The organism is Tenuifilum sp. 4138str (assembly GCF_041102575.1).
Classification (GTDB): Bacteria; Bacteroidota; Bacteroidia; order Bacteroidales; family Tenuifilaceae; genus Tenuifilum; species Tenuifilum osseticum.
In genome coordinates this window covers 158,345-183,112 of sequence record NZ_JBGCUE010000004.1, presented here as the reverse complement: position 1 = coordinate 183,112, position 24,768 = coordinate 158,345, and the positions used below count along the sequence as shown (strand labels likewise).

General features: G+C 43.5%; 21 protein-coding genes. 11 read left to right on the top strand and 10 right to left on the bottom strand.

All coding sequences use genetic code 11. The features are described 5' to 3' along the window. Positions 1–8 precede the first annotated feature (8 nt). The 4 genes from AB6811_RS05795 to asnS form a co-directional block, all read right to left on the bottom strand. A complete protein-coding gene (locus tag AB6811_RS05795; protein ID WP_369489497.1) occupies positions 9–869 on the bottom strand; it encodes a M23 family metallopeptidase in 861 nt (286 codons plus the stop codon). A 147-nt stretch (positions 870–1,016) separates the two neighbouring features. Beyond that, positions 1,017–1,622 (bottom strand): hypothetical protein, encoded by a 606-nt coding sequence (locus AB6811_RS05790; protein ID WP_369489496.1) that lies wholly within the window; start codon positions 1,620–1,622, stop codon positions 1,017–1,019. Positions 1,623–1,637: 15 nt separating this feature from the next. After that, complete coding sequence (rpoN, locus tag AB6811_RS05785) at positions 1,638–3,095, bottom strand: RNA polymerase factor sigma-54 (RefSeq protein WP_369489495.1); 1,458 nt, start codon at positions 3,093–3,095, stop codon at positions 1,638–1,640. 6 nt (positions 3,096–3,101) lie between these two features. Beyond that, complete coding sequence (gene asnS, locus AB6811_RS05780; protein WP_369489494.1) at positions 3,102–4,499, bottom strand: asparagine--tRNA ligase; 1,398 nt, start codon at positions 4,497–4,499, stop codon at positions 3,102–3,104. Positions 4,500–4,605: 106 nt separating this feature from the next. Here asnS and AB6811_RS05775 point away from each other — a divergent pair, with 106 nt between their 5' ends. Beyond that, positions 4,606–6,093 (top strand): hypothetical protein, encoded by a 1,488-nt coding sequence (locus AB6811_RS05775; protein WP_369489493.1) that lies wholly within the window; start codon positions 4,606–4,608, stop codon positions 6,091–6,093. Positions 6,094–6,095: 2 nt separating this feature from the next. Here the strand turns inward: AB6811_RS05775 and AB6811_RS05770 are convergent, their stop codons facing one another. Continuing rightward, positions 6,096–6,959 (bottom strand): universal stress protein, encoded by an 864-nt coding sequence (locus AB6811_RS05770; RefSeq protein WP_369489492.1) that lies wholly within the window; start codon positions 6,957–6,959, stop codon positions 6,096–6,098. A 177-nt stretch (positions 6,960–7,136) separates the two neighbouring features. Between AB6811_RS05770 and AB6811_RS05765 the strand changes: the two genes are divergently transcribed. Further along, entirely contained in the window at positions 7,137–8,207 is a 1,071-nt protein-coding gene (locus tag AB6811_RS05765; protein WP_369489491.1) for a patatin-like phospholipase family protein, read from the top strand. 31 nt (positions 8,208–8,238) lie between these two features. Then, complete coding sequence (gene trpS / locus AB6811_RS05760) at positions 8,239–9,228, top strand: tryptophan--tRNA ligase (protein WP_369489490.1); 990 nt, start codon at positions 8,239–8,241, stop codon at positions 9,226–9,228. Here trpS and AB6811_RS05755 read toward each other — a convergent pair. Further along, positions 9,206–9,430: a nucleotidyltransferase substrate binding protein gene (locus AB6811_RS05755; protein ID WP_369489489.1), complete on the bottom strand. Its 225-nt coding sequence runs from the start codon at positions 9,428–9,430 to the stop codon at positions 9,206–9,208. The genes trpS and AB6811_RS05755 overlap by 23 nt on opposite strands. Positions 9,431–9,480: 50 nt before the next feature. After that, positions 9,481–10,950 (bottom strand): cysteine--tRNA ligase, encoded by a 1,470-nt coding sequence (gene cysS, locus AB6811_RS05750; RefSeq protein WP_369489488.1) that lies wholly within the window; start codon positions 10,948–10,950, stop codon positions 9,481–9,483. 342 nt (positions 10,951–11,292) lie between these two features. Here cysS and AB6811_RS05745 point away from each other — a divergent pair, with 342 nt between their 5' ends. The 3 genes from AB6811_RS05745 to AB6811_RS05735 are packed head-to-tail and all read left to right on the top strand — an operon-like array spanning position 11,293 to position 13,931. Beyond that, positions 11,293–12,396 (top strand): AI-2E family transporter, encoded by a 1,104-nt coding sequence (locus tag AB6811_RS05745; protein WP_369489487.1) that lies wholly within the window; start codon positions 11,293–11,295, stop codon positions 12,394–12,396. 47 nt (positions 12,397–12,443) lie between these two features. Next, positions 12,444–13,373, top strand: a complete 930-nt coding sequence (locus AB6811_RS05740; protein ID WP_369489486.1) for a T9SS type B sorting domain-containing protein — start codon at positions 12,444–12,446, stop codon at positions 13,371–13,373. Positions 13,374–13,379: 6 nt separating this feature from the next. Continuing rightward, positions 13,380–13,931, top strand: a complete 552-nt coding sequence (locus tag AB6811_RS05735; protein WP_369489485.1) for a hypothetical protein — start codon at positions 13,380–13,382, stop codon at positions 13,929–13,931. 5 nt (positions 13,932–13,936) lie between these two features. Here the strand turns inward: AB6811_RS05735 and AB6811_RS05730 are convergent, their stop codons facing one another. Genes AB6811_RS05730 through AB6811_RS05720 form a run of 3 tightly spaced genes read right to left on the bottom strand, consistent with a single transcriptional unit; the run spans position 13,937 to position 16,858 of the window. After that, positions 13,937–14,533, bottom strand: a complete 597-nt coding sequence (locus AB6811_RS05730) for a hypothetical protein (protein ID WP_369489484.1) — start codon at positions 14,531–14,533, stop codon at positions 13,937–13,939. Between the two features lie 8 nt (positions 14,534–14,541). Beyond that, positions 14,542–15,891 (bottom strand): ABC transporter permease, encoded by a 1,350-nt coding sequence (locus tag AB6811_RS05725; protein WP_369489483.1) that lies wholly within the window; start codon positions 15,889–15,891, stop codon positions 14,542–14,544. A 25-nt stretch (positions 15,892–15,916) separates the two neighbouring features. Continuing rightward, positions 15,917–16,858 (bottom strand): ABC transporter ATP-binding protein, encoded by a 942-nt coding sequence (locus tag AB6811_RS05720; RefSeq protein WP_369489482.1) that lies wholly within the window; start codon positions 16,856–16,858, stop codon positions 15,917–15,919. Positions 16,859–17,772: 914 nt separating this feature from the next. On the opposite strand from AB6811_RS05720, the gene AB6811_RS05715 reads away from it, so the two are divergent. The 5 genes from AB6811_RS05715 (at position 17,773) to AB6811_RS05695 (ending at position 24,763) form a co-directional block, all read left to right on the top strand. Then, a complete protein-coding gene (locus AB6811_RS05715) occupies positions 17,773–18,654 on the top strand; it encodes a Cbp1 family collagen-binding glycoprotein adhesin (protein WP_369489481.1) in 882 nt (293 codons plus the stop codon). A gap of 120 nt (positions 18,655–18,774) precedes the next feature. Beyond that, the gene (porW, locus tag AB6811_RS05710) at positions 18,775–21,453 is read left to right on the top strand and encodes a type IX secretion system periplasmic lipoprotein PorW/SprE (protein ID WP_369489480.1); all 2,679 of its coding nucleotides are present in this window, start codon (positions 18,775–18,777) and stop codon (positions 21,451–21,453) included. Positions 21,454–21,457: 4 nt separating this feature from the next. Beyond that, complete coding sequence (gene porX / locus AB6811_RS05705) at positions 21,458–23,008, top strand: T9SS response regulator signal transducer PorX (RefSeq protein ID WP_369489479.1); 1,551 nt, start codon at positions 21,458–21,460, stop codon at positions 23,006–23,008. Between the two features lies 1 nt (position 23,009). Then, complete coding sequence (gene tsaE / locus AB6811_RS05700) at positions 23,010–23,435, top strand: tRNA (adenosine(37)-N6)-threonylcarbamoyltransferase complex ATPase subunit type 1 TsaE (protein ID WP_369489478.1); 426 nt, start codon at positions 23,010–23,012, stop codon at positions 23,433–23,435. 113 nt (positions 23,436–23,548) lie between these two features. After that, positions 23,549–24,763, top strand: coding sequence for an alanine dehydrogenase (locus AB6811_RS05695; RefSeq protein WP_369489477.1), 1,215 nt, complete (start codon positions 23,549–23,551; stop codon positions 24,761–24,763). Positions 24,764–24,768: the final 5 nt, after the last annotated feature.

The following is a 24,768-nucleotide window of genomic DNA, read 5'->3' as shown; positions in this document are numbered from 1 at the left end:
ACCGGCCACTAAAATTTAATATACTTAGCGGGATCAACGGTGGCTCCGTGGTGCCAAAGTTCAAAATGTAGGTGGGGTCCAGTGGTAAGTTCGCCTGAATTACCAATTATTGCTATCACATCGCCTGAATTAACAAATTCACCCTGCCTTTTTAACAGTTTACTGTTATGCTTATATACCGAAAGGAATCCCTCCTCGTGCTGAATGGCAATTGTGTAACCCGTTTCCAACGACCAGGTTGAGAGTATTACGGTTCCCTTTGCAATGGCAAGTACCCCCTCGTTTGGCCCGGCAACCAGATCGACTCCGTAATGATTTTTTGAAGGGTTATACTTGTTAGTGATAATACCCTTAACGGGTGGAATAAAAAAGGGTATATTACTTTTCTTGGTTGTACTTGATCCCACCGACAGGTTAAACATCTCATCCGATTCAATTTGCATACGGAGCAATGAATCCTCCTCTGAAGGGGATAGCTCAACCTTTGCGGTAGGCTTTACCGTATCGATTGCGGTTTGGCGGCCAGTAAGGGGTTCTCCTCCGTTAAGAAGGATATTGATATCCTCATAGTAACGCTGCCATTGGGCTACCACCCTCTCAAGCGAATCGACCTTTAGGGCATTTTTAACATAACCTTTCCGGGTTTGGCTATCGGGGTAACCGGGAATGAACTCCCTTAGGGGTGTAAAGGCAATTAGGACACTCACAAGCGCAATAAGCAGAATAGAAAATCCGCCAAAGAAAACTATTACATTCATTCTGGAAAGACGAAGTTGCCAAACCTCTTCATAGTTCTCCTCATTGAAGATACTCAACCTGTACTTATTCCACAGGTTCTTAAATATTTTAACCTTTTTCTTAGCTGCCACAGGTACAAGGGTTAGATTCTAAAATCACAAAGATAACAAAATGAGTAATTAGTTGTTTGGTGTTTCTTTTTGATGATAAAGGTCAGAATATCAAGAAGCAACCTTCATCAGTAAACAATGCAATGCGTAATAGGTATATCAACTTACCTATTTAAAGAAAATCAAAAAAACCAATGTAAAACCTGTAAGGAACCCAGCGTAAACTTGAGTTGGGTTATGATCGCCTTTAATAAGACGGGCCGAGGCTAAAAGACCTGAAAGCAATATACTCACAATAAAAATTGGTATTGCAGCCTGGTTCCCTTGCAGGGCCGAAGCCAAAAGAAACCCCGAGATGCCCCCTATTCCAGTTAAATGAAGGCTTATCTTCCAAAAGTAAGAAATGGCTGCCGAAACCATCAGTGTATAAATTCCTGCCTGAAGTATTTTGATTAAAACAAATGGAACCTGAAGCCTGGAAAAAAGAAAGATGGTGAAAAGGTAAGGTAAAACTGATATGGCTAGGGGGAAAACCCTATCCCTGCTGGCTTTTAGAGTATAATCGTGAATAATTCTAAGACGATGAAGGAAAACAATTAGTAGTAATGGCAGAAAAATAGTATTTATAGCTACAAACACAGTAAGCATCACCTTAAACCTTACAGGTAGAAAGGCAACAAAGGAGTTGGACGAGAAAATCACTATAAAAATATAGGTGGTAGCCAGTATAGGGTGAAGAATAATTGAAAGTATAAGCGATAGTCGTTGTAGCATTTTAAAAAAAATAGATTAGTTAAGTTCTTTTCTCAGGCGAGCAACCGGAATTCCAAGCTGTTCACGGTACTTGGCAACGGTCCGACGGGCAATAGGGTATCCCTTCCCTTTTAGTATTTCCATTAGCTCCTCATCGGTAAGGGGATTGCGCTTATCCTCATTATCGACACACTCGGCAAGTATTTTTTTAATTTCACGTGTTGAGACCTCCTCGCCGGAATCGGTTTGCATGCCCTCGCTAAAGAAGTGCTTGAGAGGGAATATCCCGAAATGGGTTTGAATGTACTTGCTGTTAGCAACGCGCGATATGGTTGAAATGTCGAGCCCTGTTTTTTCAGCAACATCCTTCAGTATCATGGGCTTAAGCTTACTTTCGTCACCATCGCGAAAATACTCTTTCTGGTAATCGAGTATGGCCTGCATGGTTGTCAGAAGGGTATTCTGGCGCTGTTTCAGCGCATCAATAAACCACTTGGCCGATTCAATCTTTTGCTTTACAAAAGCGATGGCCTCGCGTTCCTGGCTATTGCTAAACTCCTTATTGTAAGAATACGACTCGAGCATATCGGCATATTCTTTGCTTATTCGTAGTTCCGGCACGTTGCGCGAGTTTAGGTTTAACCTAAACTCACCATCCTCGTAATCGAGAATAAAATCGGGGATGATATGCTGTGCCGACTGGTCGTAAGGGTCAGCAAAACTACCGCCGGGTTTGGGATTTAACTTTAAAATTTCATCAATTGCCTGCTTAAGCTTTTCGTCGGATAGATTAAGCTTTGAAGCAATCTTATCGTAATGCTTCTTGATGAACTCGTCAAAGTGGTACTTCAGTATTTTGTAGGCAATTTTAGTTATCTCGTTTTGCTGCTCCTTGGCCTTAATCTGAATAAGTAAACATTCCTGGAGATCGCGTGCACCCACTCCGGGCGGGTCAAATTCTTGAATTACGTAAAGTATTCGTTCCAGCTCATCCTCATTGGTTTCAATACCTAACGAGAAGGCAATATCATCGGCAATTGCGGTTAGCTTACGACGTATATAACCGTCCTCATCGATATTACCAATAAGGTAAAGCCCAAGCTGCTTTTCGCGTTCGGTGAGGTCGGCCATTCCGAGCTGGTTTTCAAGATGCTCGTGAAATGAGACTCCGGTGGAAAAAGGGATTTCCTCCCGCTTATCGTCGGGCGATGCGTTGCTGGAGTATAGCTTGTACGAAGGAATATCGTCATCGTTCATGTAATCCTCAATGGAGAACTCATCGTCGTTACCCTCCTGGTTATCGTCGGGTAAAACAATTTCAGGTTCCGTTTGAGGTTCCGTTTGTTCAACCTCCTCGAGAATGGGATTTTCCTCCAGTTCCTTTTTAATACGCTGCTCAAGCAACATGGTAGGTATCTCCAGCAGCTTTATCATCTGAATTTGCTGCGGCGATAGCTTCTGAAGCAGTTTTTGCTGTAACCGTTGCTTGAGCATAGACTTTTAGAAATCGCAGTTCTTGGGAGTTCTGGGGAAGGGTATTACATCGCGAATATTGGTCATTCCTGTTACAAAGAGCAGCAAGCGCTCAAAGCCAAGCCCAAAACCACTATGCGGAGCTGAGCCAAACTTGCGGGTTTCAAGGTACCACCAAACATCCTTTTCTGGAATATGTAGTTCATGGATACGACTTAGCAACTTATCGTAAACCTCCTCACGCTGGGAACCGCCAATTATCTCACCAATTTTTGGGAACAACACATCCATGGCACGAACGGTTTTGCCATCGTCGTTTTGCTTCATGTAAAAGGCCTTTATCTCCTTGGGGTAATTGGTAAGAATAACGGGTTTTTTGAAGTGTTTCTCAACCAGGTAGCGCTCATGCTCCGACTGTAAATCGGCACCCCAGAATACTGGGAATTCCCACTTCTGGTTAGCTGCTTCCAGTATTTTAATAGCCTCCGTGTACGTTAACCTTTCAAATGGATTTTCAATCACAAACTTAAGCCTGTCGATAAGCTCGTTGTCGTACATCTTGTTGAGGAATTCCAGGTCGTCGGCACAATTCTCAAGGGCATACCTAATTAGGTATTTTAGGAAATCCTCGGCCAAATCCATGTTATCCTGGATGTCGTAGAAAGCCATTTCAGGCTCAATCATCCAGAACTCAGCCAGGTGTCGGGGAGTATTTGAATTTTCGGCACGGAAGGTTGGTCCAAAAGTGTAAACCTCCGATAGGGCTAAAGCGCCCAGTTCGGCCTCAAGCTGTCCCGAAACGGTTAGCTTTGCCTCCTTGCCAAAAAAATCCTCGTTCCAGTCAATCTTTCCATCCTCGGTGCGGGGTAGATTCTCCAAATCGAGGGTGGTTACGCGGAACATAGCCCCAGCCCCTTCGGCATCGGAACCGGTAATGATGGGTGCGTGAATGTAAAAGAAACCCTTGTCGTTAAAGTACTTGTGAATGGCATATGCCATGGCATGCCGGATACGGAGAACTGCTCCAAAGGTATTTGTGCGAGGGCGGAGGTGCGCAATCTCGCGCAGAAACTCCATACTATGGCCTTTCTTCTGGAGCGGATAGGTAGTGGCATCGGCTTCACCTAATACCTCAAGGTAGTTAGCCTGAATCTCCACGCGCTGACCGGAACCTGGCGACTCAACCAGCAATCCCCTCACCGCAATACAAGCCCCGGTGGTAACTCCCTTAAGCTGTTCCTCGGTAAAACGGGTCATATCAAATACAACCTGGATATTATGGATGGTTGAGCCATCGTTTAACGCAACAAAGGCTACATTCTTATTCCCACGCTTGGTACGTACCCATCCCATTGCCGCTACCTCAGCGCCAACAACTCCACTCTCGAGTAGTAGTTTTACTTTTGTTCTTTCACTGTTCCTCATGCCTGTATGATATCTTACTCAAAAACAATACTTTTATACACTGTTTTAACCACACAAAAATAGTAACTTTTATCAGATTTCATGAATCTTAGTAGTTTTCGTTTGTATGAATGAAAAGTTTTTTGAGCGCTGGGGGGCAACAATTGTTGCTACACTCCTATTCCTAATATACATACTTGGAATATCAAACCTGAGTACAATTGATGGTTGGGGTTATGCTGCTGACATTGTAAATAGCAGTAATCTACTTCGTCCACATCACCTGTTATACACCATTACAGGATTTTACTGGGTTAAAATATGGCACGTTTTTCTGCCAAATGCCGAAACCATTTACCTGCTCAAGCTGATGAATACCCTTTGCGCATCGGTTAGCGCTTTCATTTTATTTAAGCTACTCCGACTTGTTAAGGTTGATGCCATTCAAGCCACAATCTATACCATTATTGCGGGGCTAAGCTGGGGATTCCTTCGGTTTTCAATTGAAAACGAAACATACACTATTCCAGTGATGCTGGCAATTTGGGCTAGCTACCTTTTCCTAAAAGCTGAGAATAGCGCCAAAACCTCAAACATGGTTTATTCAGGACTACTGTCGGCATCTGCTTGTCTTTACCACCAAATAATGTTTTTTTGGTGGATTGCCCTTGCAATTGGAACCATAAGGAAATTAAATCGCAGGGATTACAAACCCCTGCTTTTCCTTGCACCAGCAGCAATAGTGCCTGCCGCATACATTCTTGCCATGCTATCAATGGGTATTGAAATCAATTTTACTAGCTTTTTCCGGTTCATATTTAGCGACTATTACACTGGAAACGCATCAATTGAATTGAACTCCACGATTCTTATGGTTGGCATAATCAACCTATTCAGAACATTTTTCCAAATGCATGGGTATATCAACTATCTTCTTGCACATTCGTGGCTTTGGTGGATTCCTCTAGTTGTATCGGGTATTGCATTTGCATTTTTTTCTTTTTGGTTTGTTAGGTATACAAAACCTACCAGACTTGAAAAATTTCATAAAATTCACTTGCTGGCTTTAGTATTACAGGTAGGTTTTGCCTTTATGGCGGGCGGAAACGCTGAGTTTATGGCCATGGTTCCTTTCCTTACAATTATCACTGCAACCGGTTTGACAATAAAACGGAATGCCACTGTTTGGTTTGCCATCTCAGTTTCAGTATGGAACATCTCCTTTGGTGTTCTTCCACAAAAGATTTACCAGGCCGATGGTTCCGAATTGGTTATAAAGTCGATTACCCAAAATACCAATGAACGGAGAGCCTATATCCTTACCGATGCTCCAAAAGTTATCAATAGGCTTGAATATCTGCAAATTCAAAAACCTTTAATCGTTAAGGAGGTTAGCATAGAGCCGCAAAAACTTTATGTCACACTCGATAGCCTACAATTGAAGGGGTATACCATCTACACTGACTGTATAAACCAGCCACGTGTTACCTCAAGGGCTACGTTAATTACAGATGTTAGCCTAGAATGGGATAATCTAGAGGGTTACAAAACAACCACTATCGATTCGTTGGAAATGCTTGGTGGTAAAGTTTATCTCACTAAAATATCAAGGTAAGCCTAGTAGCCGCTACCGTAAGTTTTAAAGCTGCCCATGATAAATATCTCCTTGGGGGTAACGCTAAGAACAGGGATTGGGCTTCTACTCAGCATCTGTTGGGCTTGACTACCAAGAACAAAATCGCTAAGGGCAATGTTTTGCTCGGTCATAATGCTAATAAGGTCGGCATTCACATCAAGGGCATACTCAATGGTAATATCGGTGATATTATCACCACGTAGGCTTGCCTTTTGGAAACGCACCTCGTGCTCCTTTAGGTAGCTGCAAACCTGCTTGGTATAGGCGTTGAGTTTGAGGTCAATTTCATCGGTTTGCATGGTAGCCACTGCAATTACATGCACCTCGGCATCAAAAACCTTAGCAATTTCAGTGGTAATGGGAACTTTCTGACGAGTATCGGCAGTAACGTCGATAGGCAAGATAATTTTTTGGATATCGCGCGGCATGGCACCATGCCTTATGGTTATTACCGGACATTGCGTAGCCGAAATAATCCTAAAAGCATTGCTACCAATAAAAAACTCCTCAAAACCTGAGGCTCCATGAGTAGAGCAAATAATGGCTGAATCCTCAAAAGCATGCGCCTGGTTAACAACCTCGCGGTAAATTTTGCCCTTTTTAATGATATAGGATAGATTGGCGCTGTTTGACATCTTGGTAGAATATTCCTCCACCAAAGCTTCCAGCTTTTTTTCAATCTTTTTATTCTCCTCCTCGAACTGCCCTGGTGTTAAATCGGTGGGGTATTTCTGAACATGCACCATTTGTACCATGCTGTCGAACCTATTGGCAAAAATTATTGCCAGTCTTAACCCGTTTAACGATTCCTTTGAAAAATCGATGGGCACTATTATATGTTTCATGGCTTTGGTGGTTGGTTATAAGCAAATCTAACTAAAAATTGAATACCATTTCAAGTTCAGTATGTTAAAATGATTAATTATTGAACTCTTTTTATTCAATTTAACCTTAATAAACAGATGTTTACACTTAACTCGCGTAACTTAGCAACATCAGGTAGCTAACTAAACCTCATTGGAATGATGACACGCAAACGGATTGGCATATGGATTTTGCTGTTTTCAGTTGCATTAGCAACTTTAGCATTGGCCAGTAGGCCAAACCCTACGAAGGATTCCGATAAAGAAAAACCCGCTAAGGGTACGGCCATCATCATTACAGGTGCTGCTGCTAAAATAGCACAGGAGGCCGCTTTACTCGAAAGCCTTTACGAGCGTGGCGAACTTAACGATGTTGTTTTCATTTCAGGGGCAAGTTCAGGTGCGCTTAATGCTGTTATGCTGAACGCAGTGCTCGAGAAAAAACTTACCTGGAAAGAGTATCGCGAACTTTTTGGCGATATTAAAAACGATAATGTTTTCAGAACCGATAAAAAGGGCTTGCCGGTTAGCAACGAGCCTTTACGAAAACTGCTGGAAGAAATTGTGGTTAACCGGCTAGGATATAAGACCTTGGCCGATTTGCCTTTTCCTACTGCCATATCAGTGGTTAGCTTACGGCCTTCGCCATTGAGTGAAGGGACATACCGTTTCTGCAACCGTAAAATCAACCGTGAAAGCGATTCAACCCTAAGCCTGGTGGACGTATTAATGGCATCAACGGCCTACCCGCTTGTTTTTCCCCCATCCCGAATTAACGGTATAAAAACCATTCCCGATATCCCTTACTATGATGGTGGCATTGGCGACGACCGTGTTCCCTTTCAGGCACTCATTGAGTTTGAGAATTACAGGAAACAACCCGTTGAGCGTGTAATCATTATTTCGCGCAAGCGCGATACGGACATGACCCTTGCCGATGAGCTAAAACCTTTTGGGTATGAGCTAAAAACTAAATTAAATAATGGTTTATCGCCCGATGTGCTAACATCGCTAGGTTTCTGGCGGAGGCTTGAGCACATTAAGAAACGCTACCCCGAACTTGCTGCCAAAACCCTAGTTTTTGTTCCCAGCTATAGGTATAGCTTCCCAATGTTCGATTTTAACAACCTCAAAGAACAGTATGAGCTAACCTACCAATGGGCAAAACAAAACAAACCTATCCCCCTGAACGAGTTCCTGAAACAAAAACCATCGCTTAATAAACTCTAAAAAATGTTATTTTTGCAAAAAATTTAGGAAAATGGATATTGTACTTAGCGGAATACGTTCAACCGGAAAACTTCACCTTGGCAATTACTTTGGAGCACTGCGCAACTTTGTTCGCATGCAGCATGAGAATAAATGCTTCTTTTTTATTGCCGATTACCATTCGCTTACCACACATCCTACCCCCGAGGATTTACATGGTTCTGTAAAACAGGTGCTTGCCGAATACTTAGCCTGCGGCCTTGACCCTGAAGTAGCTACACTTTACATACAAAGCGATGTACCCCAGATTCCTGAGCTTTACCTCTTGCTTAACATGAACGCATACAAGGGCGAGCTTGAGCGGTGCACATCGTTTAAGGAAAAGGTTCGCAAGCAACCCGATAACATTAATGCAGGACTACTCACCTATCCCACCCTAATGGCTGCCGATATTCTTATTCACAAGGCAACTAAGGTACCTGTGGGCAAAGACCAGGAACAGCATCTGGAAATGACTCGCACCTTTGCCAACCGATTCAATAGAATGTATAAGGTTGATTACTTCCCTGAACCGGTTGCCTTTAACTTTGGTGAGGATTTGGTTAAAATTCCCGGTCTCGATGGCTCAGGTAAAATGGGTAAGTCCGAAGGGAATGCCATTTACCTTTCCGATGATCCCGAGACAATCCGAAAGAAAGTGATGAAAGCGGTTACCGATGCAGGCCCAACCCAACCAAATCAACCTAAACCTGAGGCCATCCAGAACCTTTTCACTATCATGAAAGCTGTTTCATCGCCCGATACGCTCCAGTACTTTGAGGATAAGTATAATGCCTGTGAGATTCGCTACGGCGATATGAAAAAGCAGCTGGCCGAGGACATAATCACTTTTACAACACCAATCCGCGAGCGGATTGAGGCTATACTTGCCGATAACGATTACCTAAGAAAAGTAGCCCTAATGGGGGCTGAAAAAGCTCGCGAAAGCGCCTCAAAAACCATTCGCGATGTAAGGCACATTATTGGTTTCCGAGAGTTTTAATAAAAAAGGGTGTTGCTTGGTCAACACCCTTTATCAGTAGGTAATCCTTCAGTGTCTTCCATCCAAGTTCAAAAGTAAACTCAAAGTAATGTACAACTCCAGCTTTCTCCAGTTCGGATAGATTTTTTCTTCTTAAAGCATCTTTTAAAAGTAAAAACGCTTTTTCAAAGTTGACAAAACTTTGATTCCTCCTAAAATCCAATTCTTGTTGATTTTAAATATAAATTTCAAAATAGATACTTAATCGAAACTCTACTCCAGTTCCCAGTCGAACCCATCCTTACGGTCACGAACAATTACCCCTAGCTTTGCAAGTTCATCGCGAATCCGGTCGGATGTGGCAAAGTCCTTTCGCTGTTTTGCCTCCATGCGCATACTCAGCAGCATCTCAACCAGCTTTGCTGTTAGCTCAGCATGCTTTGAGCCCGACGTATGCTCATCAACAAGTCCAAGGATATCAAAGATAACTGTTCTAAAGAACGATTTTAGCTCATGTAAATCGGATTCGCTAATGGTTTCCTTGCCCTCGGCAAGCAGGTTAATTTGCCTAACCCAATCGAAAAGAACCGCAATGGCAACTGGGCTGTTGAGGTCGTCGTTTAAAGCTTCGTAAACCTTTTCCTTTAGCAAATCGACCCTTACACTTGAGGTTGCCGATGGTTTAATGCGATCGAGCTGGCGGTTTGCCGCCATCAGGCGGGCAAGGCCCTTATCGGCAGCCTGTAGCGCTTCGTTCGAGAAATCGAGGGTGGAACGGTACTGAGCCTGAAGCATAAAAAACCTTATGGTCATTGGGCTATAGGCCTGCTCAAGCAACCTGTGTGTACCCGTAAAAAGCTCCTCAAGGGTGATAAAATTCCCAAGGGATTTACCCATTTTCTGACCGTTAATGGTAATCATGTTGTTGTGCATCCAGTACCTCACTGCTTGCTTGCCGTTGGCCGCTACGCTCTGGGCAATCTCGCACTCATGGTGCGGAAAAAGCAAATCCATGCCACCCCCATGAATATCGAAAGGTTCGCCAAGGTACTTGGTACTCATTGCCGAGCACTCCAAATGCCAACCGGGAAAGCCTTCGCTCCACGGCGATGGCCACCGCATAATATGTTGTGGTGATGCTTTTTTCCAAAGCGCAAAATCGAACGGATTCTGCTTCTCATCCTGCCCGTCGAGCTGACGGGTATTGGCTATTAAATCGTCAATATTACGGCCGGAGAGAATGCCATAGTTATGCTTTTTGTTGTATTTAATCACATCAAAGTAAATAGAACCATTCCGCTCGTATGCAAAACCGTTATCAATGATTTTTTTAACCAGCTCAATCTGTTCAATAACATGCCCCGATGCCCTGGGTTCAATACTTGGTGGCAATACGTTCAGCAACTTCATGGCGCTGTGGTACCTATCGGTATAGTACTGAACCACCTCCATGGGTTCAAGCTGTTCAAGCCTAGCTTTCTTGGCTATCTTGTCTTCACCCTCATCGGCATCGTTCTCCAAATGCCCTACATCGGTAATATTCCTTACATAACGAACCTTATACCCCAAATGCTTGAGGTAACGGAAAAGCAAATCGAAGGTGATTGCCGGACGGGCATGGCCCAGATGCGGATCGCCATAAACGGTAGGTCCGCAAACATACAAACCAACATGAGGCGGGTTAAGCGGCTCAAAAACTTCTTTTTTGCGGGTAAGTGTATTATAAATAGCTATTTGGTTCATATCAAACTAGTAAGATTTAGTAAGACAAAAATTGCATAGAATTATTGAATTGCCCTAAACTAAAGGCAACATCGGAAAAAGTGATGTATGTAATTTGATCGGTTCATGATTTGCAAAAGTAATGATTTTTAGATTTTTCATGAAGAAGTCAGGAATCAGAAATCGGGAGGCCGAGGCCAAGGGCCAGTATAGCCCTGTTTAACGGGTTCTAACTTCCATTACCCCCCATTTTCGTTTAACGATTCACTGCTAACGAACCCCCATTAACTATTTACCTTTAACCTTCTCCCCCCAATTTTGATTTTTCAGCATTTTGTATTAGGTTTGATAAATTTTAGGAGTATGAACCAGCTTGTGCGGTATATCATTATTGGATTTGTAGTAGCACTGGTTGCTTTTTTGGTTTGGTACTTTTCATCAATAGTAGCCTACATACTCATATCGGCAGTGCTTAGCCTAATGGGTAAGCCCATTGTCGATTTTATTTCTTCAATCAGAATCAGAAACTGGTCACCACCCCGTTTTTTGGGAGCCACCATTGCCCTCATTACAATCTGGATACTTTTCATAGCATTCTTCAGGGTAATGATTCCACTTGTAATTGCACAGTTCAACGAGTTGGGGTCAATTGATGTACAAAGCCTAGTGGCATCGTTTGCCGAACCTATTAATTCCATTCAACAATTCATTCAAAACTACTTGCCGGCAAGCGCCCAAGGATTTGTGCTGCAGGATTTTTTGATAACAAAAATATCGGGGATTTTTACGGTTTCAATGATAACTAATGCCTTCTCATCCACGGCTAACCTGCTAATCAGCCTGATTATTGCCTTGTTTTCCATAAGCTTCATAACTTTCTTTTTCCTTAAGGACGACACGCTTTTTTTTAAAAGCGTAATTCTGCTATTCCCTGAAAAATACGAAATGCAAATAACTCGAGCGCTGGTTAGTATAAACAAGCTCCTGCGTCGCTACTTTGTGGGTATAGTAATTGAGAGCACTGCAATAATGGTGCTCGACACCATTGGGCTTACCATTATTGGCGTTCGATTTCAAACAGCAGTGGTGGTTGGATTAATTGCAGGTATAATGAATGTAGTACCTTATGTAGGGCCACTTACAGGAACAGTGCTTGGTACGCTCATAGTATTGGCTACACAGCTTCACCTAGGGTTTACAGCCAACATGCTTACATTTACAATCCTGGTAGTTTCGGTATTCCTAATTACCCAACTTATCGACAATGTTGTTTTTCAACCATTAATTTACGGAAACAGTGTAAAAGCTCATCCCCTTGAAATTTTTATTGTTCTTCTGGTTGCTGGTAGTGTTGCTGGAATACTTGGAATGTTGCTTGCCATACCAAGCTATACAGTAATTCGTGTTTTTGCTAAGGAATTTTTTAATAATTTTAGGGTTGTTCAAAAATTAACCGAAAAGATATAGACAGAATATCGATTTTGCTTAATTTTACATGATAAACCATGCCGGCGATGATTAAAGATATTACCTCAACTGCAGCAACCATTGCAATAGCAATGCTTTTACCATGCCTAAGTTTTTCACAAAATTTTGAAGCCGATTCGGTTTTCACATGGCAACTAGTTGAAACAAACAACATCGGAAGCCAATCAACCCTAAAGTTTATACCCAGAACAGGCGTAACACCAACAGGTTGGGATTTTGGGGACTCCAACACATCGACCGAGGTTGCGCCCACACACACATACTCCTATACAAGCTGGGACGATAGTGTAACCGTTACCCTGAACTATACCCTGAATGGCGAAAGCCTATCGCACTCACGCGAGATTCCTGTTAGCCCTGCTTTCTTTTTTGTTTTCCCCGATAGAAATTTAGGCCGTCTTGCCTCGTACAAACGCATTTTCCTTAATGCTTACCGAATACCCAACCACCCCGATAGCTTGGGAAACCTCCGCTTCACCTGGACGGTTGATGGTAGCCCTTTGGCCGGAAACGCTTTCGACGATGTAGCGCTCGACCAGTGGCCAAACATTTACTATACCTTTACCACTGCAGGGTTACATCAGGTAAAGCTTAATGTGCGTAATTCAAACAGCGGACAAACAGCCGAGTTTACTCAAACAATAAGAGTCCTGCCCGACTTTACTAGCGGAAAGGTTCCGCTTGAAAATATCCCTAACGTATTTACCCCTAACTCCGACGGGGTAAACGATAACTTCATTGTACCCACCAGCGGCACGGCATGGTTCGATTTTCGTATATTTTCCCGTTCAGGTGGGTTAATTTACAAGGCTGAATCGAGTGTTCTGGTTTGGGATGGCAAGAACAACCAAGGTACCGATATGCCCGAAGGGGTTTACTACTACGTTATCGAAGACCTTTCCGGGCAATATGAAAGCGCTAAAGGTTTTGTATACCTATTTAGAGGGAAAAAGTAAAGTTTAATGAAAAGAATTCCTCAATTCATACTGTTATTTGCACTTTTTTTTACCTCGTGCAATAACATTGTATTTAACAAGCCTCAGCCAGTTGACGGGAAAAGTATCAGTAACCTAAACAATGCATTTCCGGGAATTTTTATCAGTTCCGATAACGACACGCTAACTATCACCAGGAATACCATATCGCTTGGTAGTGGAAATAAATTTACTGTAACCGGAACCTTAGGAAAGAACCTTGATGTTAGGGAATACTCCAGTGGGTTTGTTGTTAACTTTTCCGATAGCGTTAAGGGTCGATTGGTATGGATTGCTTACATTTTTAAGCTAAGCAACGATTCACTTTATATTAGCTTTTCCGATTTCGACCCAAACAAGCTTACTGAGGTTGAAAAGGAAATAGGCAACATAGTGCCTTACGAGAAAATTAAAGACGAAAACAAAGAGAACTCGAAGTTTATCCTAAAACCGAGGAATTCGCGAGAGTTTGACAAACTTGTCAGCGCAGGAATTTTCAACAAAACCATCTCGATGAAGATGGAAAAACCCAAGCCATAAAGGGCTTACTGTTCCACCCACTTAAACCACACCCGTTGGTCGAAATAGGGGATTCCATTTTTTTCACATACACGCATGGTGTGCCCAGTGCCACCCGTTTTGGGTTTCGATAAATCATCGTAAAAAATGGCTAAAGTTGCAGGCTGCAACTTAGAGGTACCCACCACCTTTATGGTATCGCGGAGTAAATATCGGGCCTTAACGGTTAAAGCATTATCGCCAAGTGAAAGAAAGCTATCGATAAGCTGCGATACATTGCTGGTGTTCTTGGTGTGAAATATTACGTTAGGTTCACTTGCCAGGTCAACATCGTCGAGCGAAACCGTTTGCCTGCCTAAAGTCTCTTTAGTTCTATGGCCGCGGTACGGGGTTACTTGCTGTAAGCGCGATGGGTTAACCATCGAAACTCCCTGCGAAAAGAAGTAATCGGCGCCTTTGGCATTTCCGCTCCTGAAAACAATATGTTTACTGCTGCCTGCGAGCAGCTTACCAACCTCAATTAGCTTGTGCTGGTCGGTAGGTAAAACGGCACGTTTACCCTCAAGGAGGATAACCGTGCCGGGTTTATCGTAACTTTCAAGTAGCTGTTCAATGGTAAGCATTGTAAACTCTACCCTCTGTAGCTAATCCACTTAATCATTTCCTTCCAGGTGTACTTTTTACCGTACATTAGTATGCCCACCCTGTATATTTTGGCGGCTAGCCAGGTAATAAGGATAAATGTACCCACAAGCAGAGTAGCCGATAGTGCCAATTGCCAGGTTGGAACGCCAAAAGGCAAACGGGTTAGCATAATAACCGGCGAGGTAAAAGGAATTAGCGAGAACCAGAAAGCTAAAGGCCCATCGGGCGACTTAATTCCGCTAATCATCACAATTATTGCCAGTATCAGCGGTAGGGTAATTGGCAGTGTGAGCTGTTGGGTATCGGTTATACTTTCCACTGCTGAGCCCACGGCTGCAAACATAGCCGCATAAAGTAAGTACCCAAAAAGGAAGTAGAATATAAATCCTCCAATGAGTAATGGGAAGTTCTGGTTCTTGAGGGCTGTAAGGAAACTCATTCCCTCACTGTTTGCTACTGCAGTAGCCTGTTCCTGAACCTGTGCCATTTGAGGGTCAGCCTGGGCCATGGCCTGCATTTGCTCGGTAGCGGGTTTTGTGGTCATTTTACTGCTTATGATGTTGATACCAACCCCGGCAAGCGCAGCGGTCATTACCACCCATATCAGTATTTGCAGCAGGCTCACTGAGGCCATCCCAAAAATTTTACCCGCCATCATCTGAAACGGCTTAACCGATGAAATGATAACCTCAACCACGCGGTTTGTTTTCTCCTCAATAACCCCCTGCATAACCTGGTTACCGGTTATAAGCACCATCATATACATCAAAAAGCTCATGATGTAAGCTATTGCCATAGCAATTAGGGTGTTACTCTCCTTTTCCTCCCCTGTTTGGCTTACCTTTATCGATTTTATTGAGATACTGGTTTTAACATCGGCAAGTATCTTATCTAGATTATCGATATTATAGGTTTTAAGCTTGCGCGCCTCAATTTCCTTTTCTAAAGTATTCTCCAGGTGCTGCATAACATCAATGGCAGGCTGTTTCTGGGAGTAAATGGTGAAAGCTGCCTGATTAGGTGTGGAGGTAGAGTCAATCACCAATAGGGCATAATAGCCTGTTTCATTTAAGTTTTCCTTAACCTTTTCGGCAGGAGTATCGGTTACGTAAGTAACCTTGATATACTCAGTTGAGGGAATTACATCAATAAACTGTTTGGTATTATCAACCACGGCAACGGTTCGTACCTCGGTAACCTCAAGCGAAGCTAGGTAGCTTGGAAGTATGGCTATGGCTGCAAAAAATATTGGCGAGAGCAGGGTGGTTATGATAAACGATTTTTTCCTGACCCTGGTCATGAACTCGCGCTGCATTATGAGAAATATCTTGTTCATACTATTTTCTAGTTTAAGTTTTAACCTAACTGATTACTAAACCGTGCTTTTGGTTATACTCCTTCACTACCTGTATAAAAATATCGTGCATGCTAGGCACAATGGGGTTGAAGGAAACTATTTCAACAGCTGGAATTAATTCCTGCAAAAGGCTATTGGCATCGGATTGCGATTTTAATCTAACCTGCGCCTTAGGTAGCGAGTTGTCGGTATCAATCTTCAACAGTTCGAACCTACCTTCAACCTTTTGCCTTAGTGAATCGGGATTTCCACGGAAAGCTATTTCGAAAACATTGCTACCGTAACTCTGGCGCACCTCATCAATTTGCCCGCTTAGGATGTTACGCGACTTGTTGATTAGGGTGATATGGTCGCAAAGCTCCTCAACCGATGCCATATTGTGGGTTGAGAAGATAATGGTTGTCCCTTTACGTTTCAATTCCAGTATTTCGTCCTTTACGAGCTGAACGTTTATAGGGTCGAACCCGCTAAACGGCTCATCAAAAATGAGCAGCTCAGGCTCGTGAACAACGGTAACCATAAACTGAACCTTTTGAGCCATACCCTTAGAGAGCTCCTCGATTTTTTTATCCCACCAGGCCTGAATTTCGAATTTCTCAAACCAGGACTTTAAACGCTTCATGGCCTCAGCACGGCTAAGACCTTTGAGCTGTGCAAGGAAGAGGGCCTGTTCTCCCACCTTCATCTTCTTGTAAAGTCCCCTTTCCTCGGGTAGGTAACCAATACGGTAAATATCGTTAGGTTGCATTTGCCGACCATCAAATAGCACCTCGCCCCTATCAGGGCCAGTAATTTGGTTTATGATACGGATAAGGGTAGTTTTACCCGCTCCATTTGGCCCCAAAAGGCCGTAGATACTACCCCTTGGCACCGATATGCTAACATCGTCGAGCGCCAAATGGTTGGAGTAGCGTTTCTCTATTCCTTTAGCTTCAAGTAAATGCATCGCTTTTCAATGATTTTTGTAAATACTGTTTATTTTGACACGTAAAGATATAAAGTTGAAGGATTCCTGCAAAAAATGTAGGGAAAAATAGCTTTTTTATTAATGAAGCATTATTATACAATACTGTCCAATCAAAATTTTTTGTCCAATGTCGTCTAGAATACAAAATAGCCCCTCCTTTTGTCATGTTGTGCAAAGTGAAGGATATAATTCTTAGTGTACAGTGTACAGTGTACAGTATGCAGTTTACAGTTGGGTGGTGTTTAGTGTTTCGTATTTAGTAATTGGCGTTTGGTAAATAATTTGCAAAAATTGCTTCATTCAGTATAAACTAGGATCAATTGCATTAACTATCAACAAAACCAGTATCACAATGTTAAACAGTGTCACATGGAGTCACACAGAGCACATGGAGTGATATTTACGAACAACGATTCACGAACAACGAACAACGAATCCTATCATTCCGAGATAATCGGGGAATCTCGATTTATTTAAGATTTAAAATTTAAGATTTAAGAACTCACCAGTTATCACACGTCTTTGGACACGCACTTTAATCGCCCTGAAAGGGCAAATCAGTTAAGCCCAGGGTTTTAACCCTGGGTATTGTTGTATTCAAAATTTTGGGCGATGCACGCAGTACTTTTTCCAAAGAGCAATGGTGAATAGTTGCATCGCAAAGGGAATGCATGGCAAAGAGAGATTGCCGTAAAACAATCAAAAGGGTTGAATGTTCCAAGAGATGCTTCGGCGATGCTCAGCATGACAAACACTAAAAATCTTTAGCAGAACAGTAGTGATTCATAAAAATTTTATGCTATACAGTTTATTCCCAAAATTCCTGCTCCCTAAAACTCAACTAAACAAAGTTTTACCTAAATTGCACACTTCAAACCAATTATTTTACACATATGAAAGCACAGGGTATAGCAAGAGTAGCTATTGTAATTACGTTTGCCTATTTGCTGGTATCGTGCGATGGTTCAAGCAAGAAAAAGATTGAACTACTAACCAAGGAAAACGAGGCCTTACGCAACGAGGCAAGAATTAAAGATTCTACCATTAATCAGTTTTTCGCCTTTATGGGTGAGATTGAGCAAAACCTGAGTGTTATTAAGCAGAAGGAGCAAACCATTAGCAAGAATGCCATTGCTGGTAGTGAGCTAAAGCCCGATGTGCGCCAACAAATTGATGAGGATATCCAAACCATCAACATGCTGATGGATAAGAACCGCCAAACCATTGCGGCACTCCGAAAAAAGTTGAAAGAAGCTAACCTTAAGGTGGCTGAGTTTGAGCGAATGATTGCCAATGTTACCCAACAGCTTGAGGAAAAGGAACATGAAATTGAACAGCTTAAGGAAAATCTTACCCAACTTAACTTTACGGTAACCCAGCTAAATGCGCGCATCGATACGCTAATGGAGGAAAAGGTCGAGATGAGTGTAAAAATTCAAAGCCAAACCGAACAGCTCAACACAGCCTGGTATGCCATTGGAACAAGGCGGGAGCTGATTGATAATAAGGTTATCGACAAAACCGGTGGTTTCCTAGGGATTGGCAAATCGAGCAAAATGAAAGCTGAATTTAACCAGAACTACTTTGTACGTATCGATATAACTAAAACCGTGAGCATCCCCCTCTCGGCCAAAAAAGTTACTGTTGTTACAACCCATCCCAAGGAGTCATATACCCTAACAACCAACGAGAAGGGAATAATTGAAGAGCTTAAAATTACCGATACCCAAAAATTCTGGTCGGTTTCAAAGTATTTGGTAATTGAGGTAGAGTAGCGTTTTTCCGTTGAAGAAGGTAAAGGAATTAAACCCAAAGTCCACAATTATTTGTAATATTGTGCCCCTGTATACTTTTTGGGGCTATTATCCGTTTTTGTAATGCAAAATTGTTTTGAATTGATAAAATCTAGTTACACCCGATTGCTGCTAGTTTTGGGCATTGTTTTACTATTAGGGGTATGGTCGTGCTCAACACAAAAGAATACGTTTGTGAGCCGAAACTACCATAATCTAACCTCATTTTACAATTACTACTACAACGCCTACGATAGCTACAAAAGCGGTACCTATAAAGCCGAAAAAGGGATAAACTACAATTACACCCTGCCATTACCTGTTTTGCTGATAGGCGAAAGCCAAGTGCCCGGAATTGTATCGAGCGATATGGAGCGCGCTCTCAACAAGTGTACCATGCTACTGGCGCGGCACTCAATAACCGTAAAACCGGCACGTACCAAGAACACCCTAAGCCCTAAAGAAAAGGAATTCATGAGCCTTAACGAGTATGTTAAATGGGCAAGGGAATCGTGGCTGCTGGTTGGTAAAGCTCATACATGGAAACAGGACTTGACTAAAGCCCGCTCAACATTTGAGTTTGTAATCAGGCAGTTTCCGGGATTACCCATATGGTTTGAGGCACAGGTTTGGTTGGCACGAGTTGCAATTCTGGAGGGCGATTTTGTTGATGCGCAGGATAGGCTAAAATCGGTTGAAAGTAACCGTAAGCGCCCTCGTGACAAGGAGTTTAACCATCTTCTTTCATCAACATGGGCATACTACTACCAAAAGCAGCAGCAACCCGAGGCAATGCTCCCACACCTTAGGAAGGCCATTGAGCTCGCCCCCAAAAGGAACGATAAAATTAGGTACACCTACATTCTTGCCCAAACCCTACAGCAGGTTGGGAAAAACGGCGAAGCCCTGGTTGCTTACCAAAAAGTTTTGAGGTTGAATCCCGCCTACGATATGGCCTTTAGCGCACGCATCCAAATGATTGCGCTTAGCCAAAAACAGGGCGACGAGCTTAAGCGTGAACTTATCAAGCTTTCCAAGGACGCTAAAAACGCCGATTACCTTGACCAGCTCTATTTCACTCTTGGAAATCTGGAGAAAAAAGATGGCAATATCGATAAAGCAATTGAGTACTATACCCTATCAGCAAAGTATAGCAAAAGCAATAGCAACCAAAAGGGGATGTCGTACCTGGTGCTGGCCGACTACTACTTTTCAAAAAACGATTACACCCGCGCCCAGGCTTACTACGATAGCTCATACAACTCGTTGGATAATACCTACCCCGAGTTTGAACGAATTGAGCAGAAAGCAAAATACCTCAACTCACTAGTTGAAAACATTACCACCATTAAAACCGAGGATAGCCTGTTAAGGGTTGCAGCCATGCCCAAGGAGGAGCGCGATACCCTTATCAAAGCTATTATAGCCAACATTGAAGTTGAGGAACAGCGAGCTCGCGCAATGGAGCAGGAAGAAAGAAACCAATCCCTGCTTTACCAGCAAACCCAGCGATACCGAACCGAGAACACCCAGGAAAGTGGCAAATGGTATTTCTACAACCAGGCATCGCTAAGCTATGGACAATCGGAGTTTCAGATGAAGTGGGGCAAGCGTAAGCTTGAGGACAACTGGCGCCGAAAAAACAAACGGGTGCTCAGCAGCGACGAGGTTGCAGTGGCTGGAACCGGGAACACCTCAGGACAAGAGCCCCAAAAGCAACTATCGCCTAAAACACCCGAGTACTACCTGGTTAACCTACCTTTCAGCGACTCGCTAAAACAGCTTTCCGTTGAGAAAATTAAAAATGCCATGCTCAGGGTTGCTGAAATTTACGAGGTTAACCTCTCCGATTATAACGAGGCTAAAGCAGCATACCTAAAACTTGCGCAACGATTTGCTGATCAAGATATTGCTGCAAATGCTTACTACAGGCTATACCGTATGGCATCGCAGTATAACCGGCAGGACGATGCAGCCCTTTTCCGGAGTACGCTTATTACAAATTACCCCAAAAGCCCTTATGCAATACTCCTCTCAAACCCGGCCTACTTTGAGCAGCTGAGCAAGCAACAGAATGAGGGCGAAGCCCTTTACCAAAAAGCGTATGAGCTTTACTCCAAGGGTCAACTCTCCGAGGCCCTGAGCATCGTACAAGGGGGCATAGCAAAAACTAAGAACACTCCCCTTGAGCCAAAGTTTATGCTGCTTGAAGCGCTTTGCCAGGCAAAAACTGCAGAGTTGAAGGTGTTCAAAACCTCTCTTTCCAATCTGGCTGCAAACTTCCCCAAAACAGAGGAGGGTCATTTAGCTGAAGTGATGCTGAAGCAGGTTGAGCAGCGCGAGCTACAGCTCATTTCCGGGCAAACCGATTTGGATATCGCGCCGGTAACCCCGCAAACCGAAATACAAGCATCAATTTATTCAGCTACCGATGGCGAGCACATGTTTGTGATGCTGGTTCCCAAACGCTCCAACATCAACCAAACCAAGTTTAACATCATCTCATTCAATGTTGATGAATTCCTTGAGGCCGACCTCAATGTAGCCAATCAACCCTTTACCGATTACATTGAGATGATTACCTGTACTGGTCTTAAAGATAAGCAAACGGCCATTAAGTACTTTAAAATGATAAGCAAGGAGCCGAAAGTGTTTGCAGGCCTTAAACCCGCCGATTACCAAATGTTCGTGATAAGTATCGATAACTTTGCACGCTTTTTGAGCGATAAATCGATACCCGATTACCTGAACTTCTTTAAGGCAAACTATAAAACAGAGTAGAACAATGCAGCCCACCATTCTTTGGGTAGATGATGAGATTGATTTGCTCCGTCCGCATATCATTTTTCTGGAGCAAAAGGGCTACCATGTTCTTACCGCCAGCAACGGACACGATGCACTTGAACTGGTAAGCCAGAACCCTATCGATTTGGTGTTCCTGGACGAAAACATGCCCGGTATTGGAGGACTTGAAACCCTCCCAAAAATTAAGGCGATAAAATCGGCGCTGCCTGTGGTTATGGTTACCAAAAGCGAGGAGGAGAATATCATGGACATGGCCGTGGGTGCTCAAATATCCGACTATCTTATTAAACCCGTTAACCCCAAGCAGGTACTGCTGGTTGTAAAAAAGTTTGTTCATGGCAAGGAGCTAGTAACCGAAAAGCAGCTTGCCGACTACCGAAATGAGTTTAGGTTGATATCGGACTTAATTTCGGCCGCTAAAACCCACCTGGACTGGACAGAGATATACCGAAAGCTTGCCATGTGGCAGGTAAAGCTATCGGGCAATCCGGACTCAAACCTCAAGCAAATGCTCGAGATGCAGTTCGAGGAAGCCAATCAGGTTTTTGGTAAATTTGTTAAGGCAAACTACCTGCAATGGTTCCAAACACAAGGAGACAAACCCTTGCTCTCACCATCGGTTCTGAAAAGCAAAGTTTTTCCCATTATCAGCTCCGGCAGCAAGGTTCTGCTACTGGTAATTGATAACCTCCGCTACGACCAGTGGAAAACCATTGAACCCATAATTGCCGAAAGCTGGCAGGTTAGCAGTGAGGATACCTATTTCAGCATACTCCCTACTGCCACGCAGTACGCCCGCAATGCGCTTTTTTCAGGTTTGATGCCACTCGAAATCCATAAAACCTACCCCGAGTTGTGGGTTTTCGACGAGGAGGATGAAGGTAAAAACCTTTTTGAGAAACAGCTACTAACTGCACAGCTTCAGCGGCTTGGACTAAACACTAACTTCACTTATATAAAAACCGATACCCTGAAGGGTATTGCCGGAGGCCTAAACATCAAGGAGTTTTTAGGAAGCAACCTTGCGGTGCTGGTTTACAACTTTGTGGACGTAATGTCGCACTCCCGAACCGATTCCGAGATGATGCGCGGGTTGGCCGCCGATGAATCGGCTTACCTATCGCTAACCCGCTCGTGGTTCCTGCACTCCGACCTAAAGGGGTTTTTGGACCAGGCCGCAAGCCAGGGCGTACAGGTAGTACTCACAACTGACCATGGAGCAATTCGAGTAAAAAATCCTGTGAAAGTAATTGGCGATAGAGCCACATCAACCAACCTCCGCTATAAGTTGGGACGAAGCTTAAACTACAACCCCAAAGAAGTTTTTGAGATTCGCAAGCCCGAGGAGGCGCATCTGCCCAAACCCAACATTAGCTCCTCGTTTATCTTTGCTCTGGGAAACGATTTTTTGGCCTACCCCAATAACTTTAACTATTACGCATCGTACTACCGCGACACATTCCAGCATGGAGGTATATCGCTTGAGGAGATGATAGTTCCGCTTGTAACCCTTAACCCCATAAAAAGGTAACATGACCACCATTGAAATAAAAAGCATACAGCAGATTGACGAGGCAGCCCAAAGGGTATTAAACGCTATTCATGGTAAAAACATAGTTTGCTTTTACGGCACAATGGGAGCCGGCAAAACTACCCTTATAAGGGCAATCTGTAAGGCGCTTGGCGTTGCCGATGTGGTTACAAGCCCATCGTTTGCGCTGGTAAATGAGTATACCGACCGAAACGGCAAGCCCGTGTACCATTTCGACTTTTACCGCATTAAACGTATTGATGAGGTTTACGATTTTGGTTACGAGGAGTACTTTTACAACCCCGAAGCCCTATGCCTGATTGAATGGCCGGAACTCATTGAGCAGATTCTCCCAACCCAAGGGGTTGTAAACATCCAAATTGCTGTGAATGCCGACGGAAGCCGCACATTACAAATATCGGATTAGCTATAACCTTAAACCTTTGTAAATCGTAAAAATCTTACATATTGCTTTTATACCCTAACAGGTTTGTGCATAAGCTAATATGTGCTAACTTGCATTTTTAAAAACTAACGGGCATGAACAGTCCTAAATTTTCCGAGTTTCCTCATGCAAAGGGATTGCTAGTTCAGGAGGAACGCATTGAATATAAGAAGAAGTACAAACAACTTATAATTGGAATACCCAAAGAGGTTGACCCCACCGAGAGTCGAATTCCGTTAACGCCCGAAGCCGTTGAGATACTTGTACAGAACGGGCATCAAATCATCATTGAAAAGGATGCCGGTAGGCAGGCTAACTACTCCGACATGGAGTACAGCGAGAAAGGTGCACGCATAGTAGCCACGGCATCGGAGGTTTACCAAAGCGATATTGTACTCAAGGTAGCACCCCTTACCCCTAAGGAGTATGAATACCTGCGCGAAAACCAATCGGTACTCTCATCGCTACACCTGAACAACCACACCGGCGACTACCTCAAAAGCCTTATCCAGAAGCGTGTTACGGCCATTGCCTTTGAGAGCATATCCGATGCTGACGGCGAATTCCCGTTTGTTCGGGCCATGAGCTCCATTGCCGGGAGTACATCGGTGCTGGTTGCCGCCGAGTACCTTAGCAACGTGAATAAAGGGAAAGGTGTAATGCTAGGTGGGCTAACCGGAATATCGCCCACTGAGGTGGTTATTCTGGGAGCAGGCACTGCCGGTGAGTATGCTGCACGTGCAGCGCTTGGACTCGGAGCCACTGTAAAAATATTCGACAACTCCATCAAAAAGCTGATGGATATTCAAAATATACTAGGGCAACGCCTTTTCACCTCAATATATCATAAGCAGGTGCTTGACAAGGTTCTAAAAACAGCCGATGTTGTAATTGGAACCTTAGCCCCCGATGAAACCAACCTAAACTACCTGGTATCGGAGGACCAGGTTAGGTTAATGAAACGTGGTGCTGTAATTATTGACCTAGGAATTGACCGTGGGGGATGCTTTGAAACCTCGGAGATACGCGACCATAGCAACCCCTCGTATGTTAAGCATGGCGTAATCCACTACTGTGTGCCAAACATCACTGCCCGTGTGGCCCGAACAGCCTCAATTGCCATGAGTAACGTTTTTGTTCCTTTAATGCTACAAATTGCACAGAGTGGCGGTTTGCTTTCGCAGCTCAAGGAGGATAGCGGCCTACGCCATGGAGTTTACCTGTTTAACGGTATTCTTACAAACGAGTATCTGGGCAAACTTTACGATATCCCCTCGCGCGATATCAACCTGCTTATGGCTGCCTTTTAGGAACA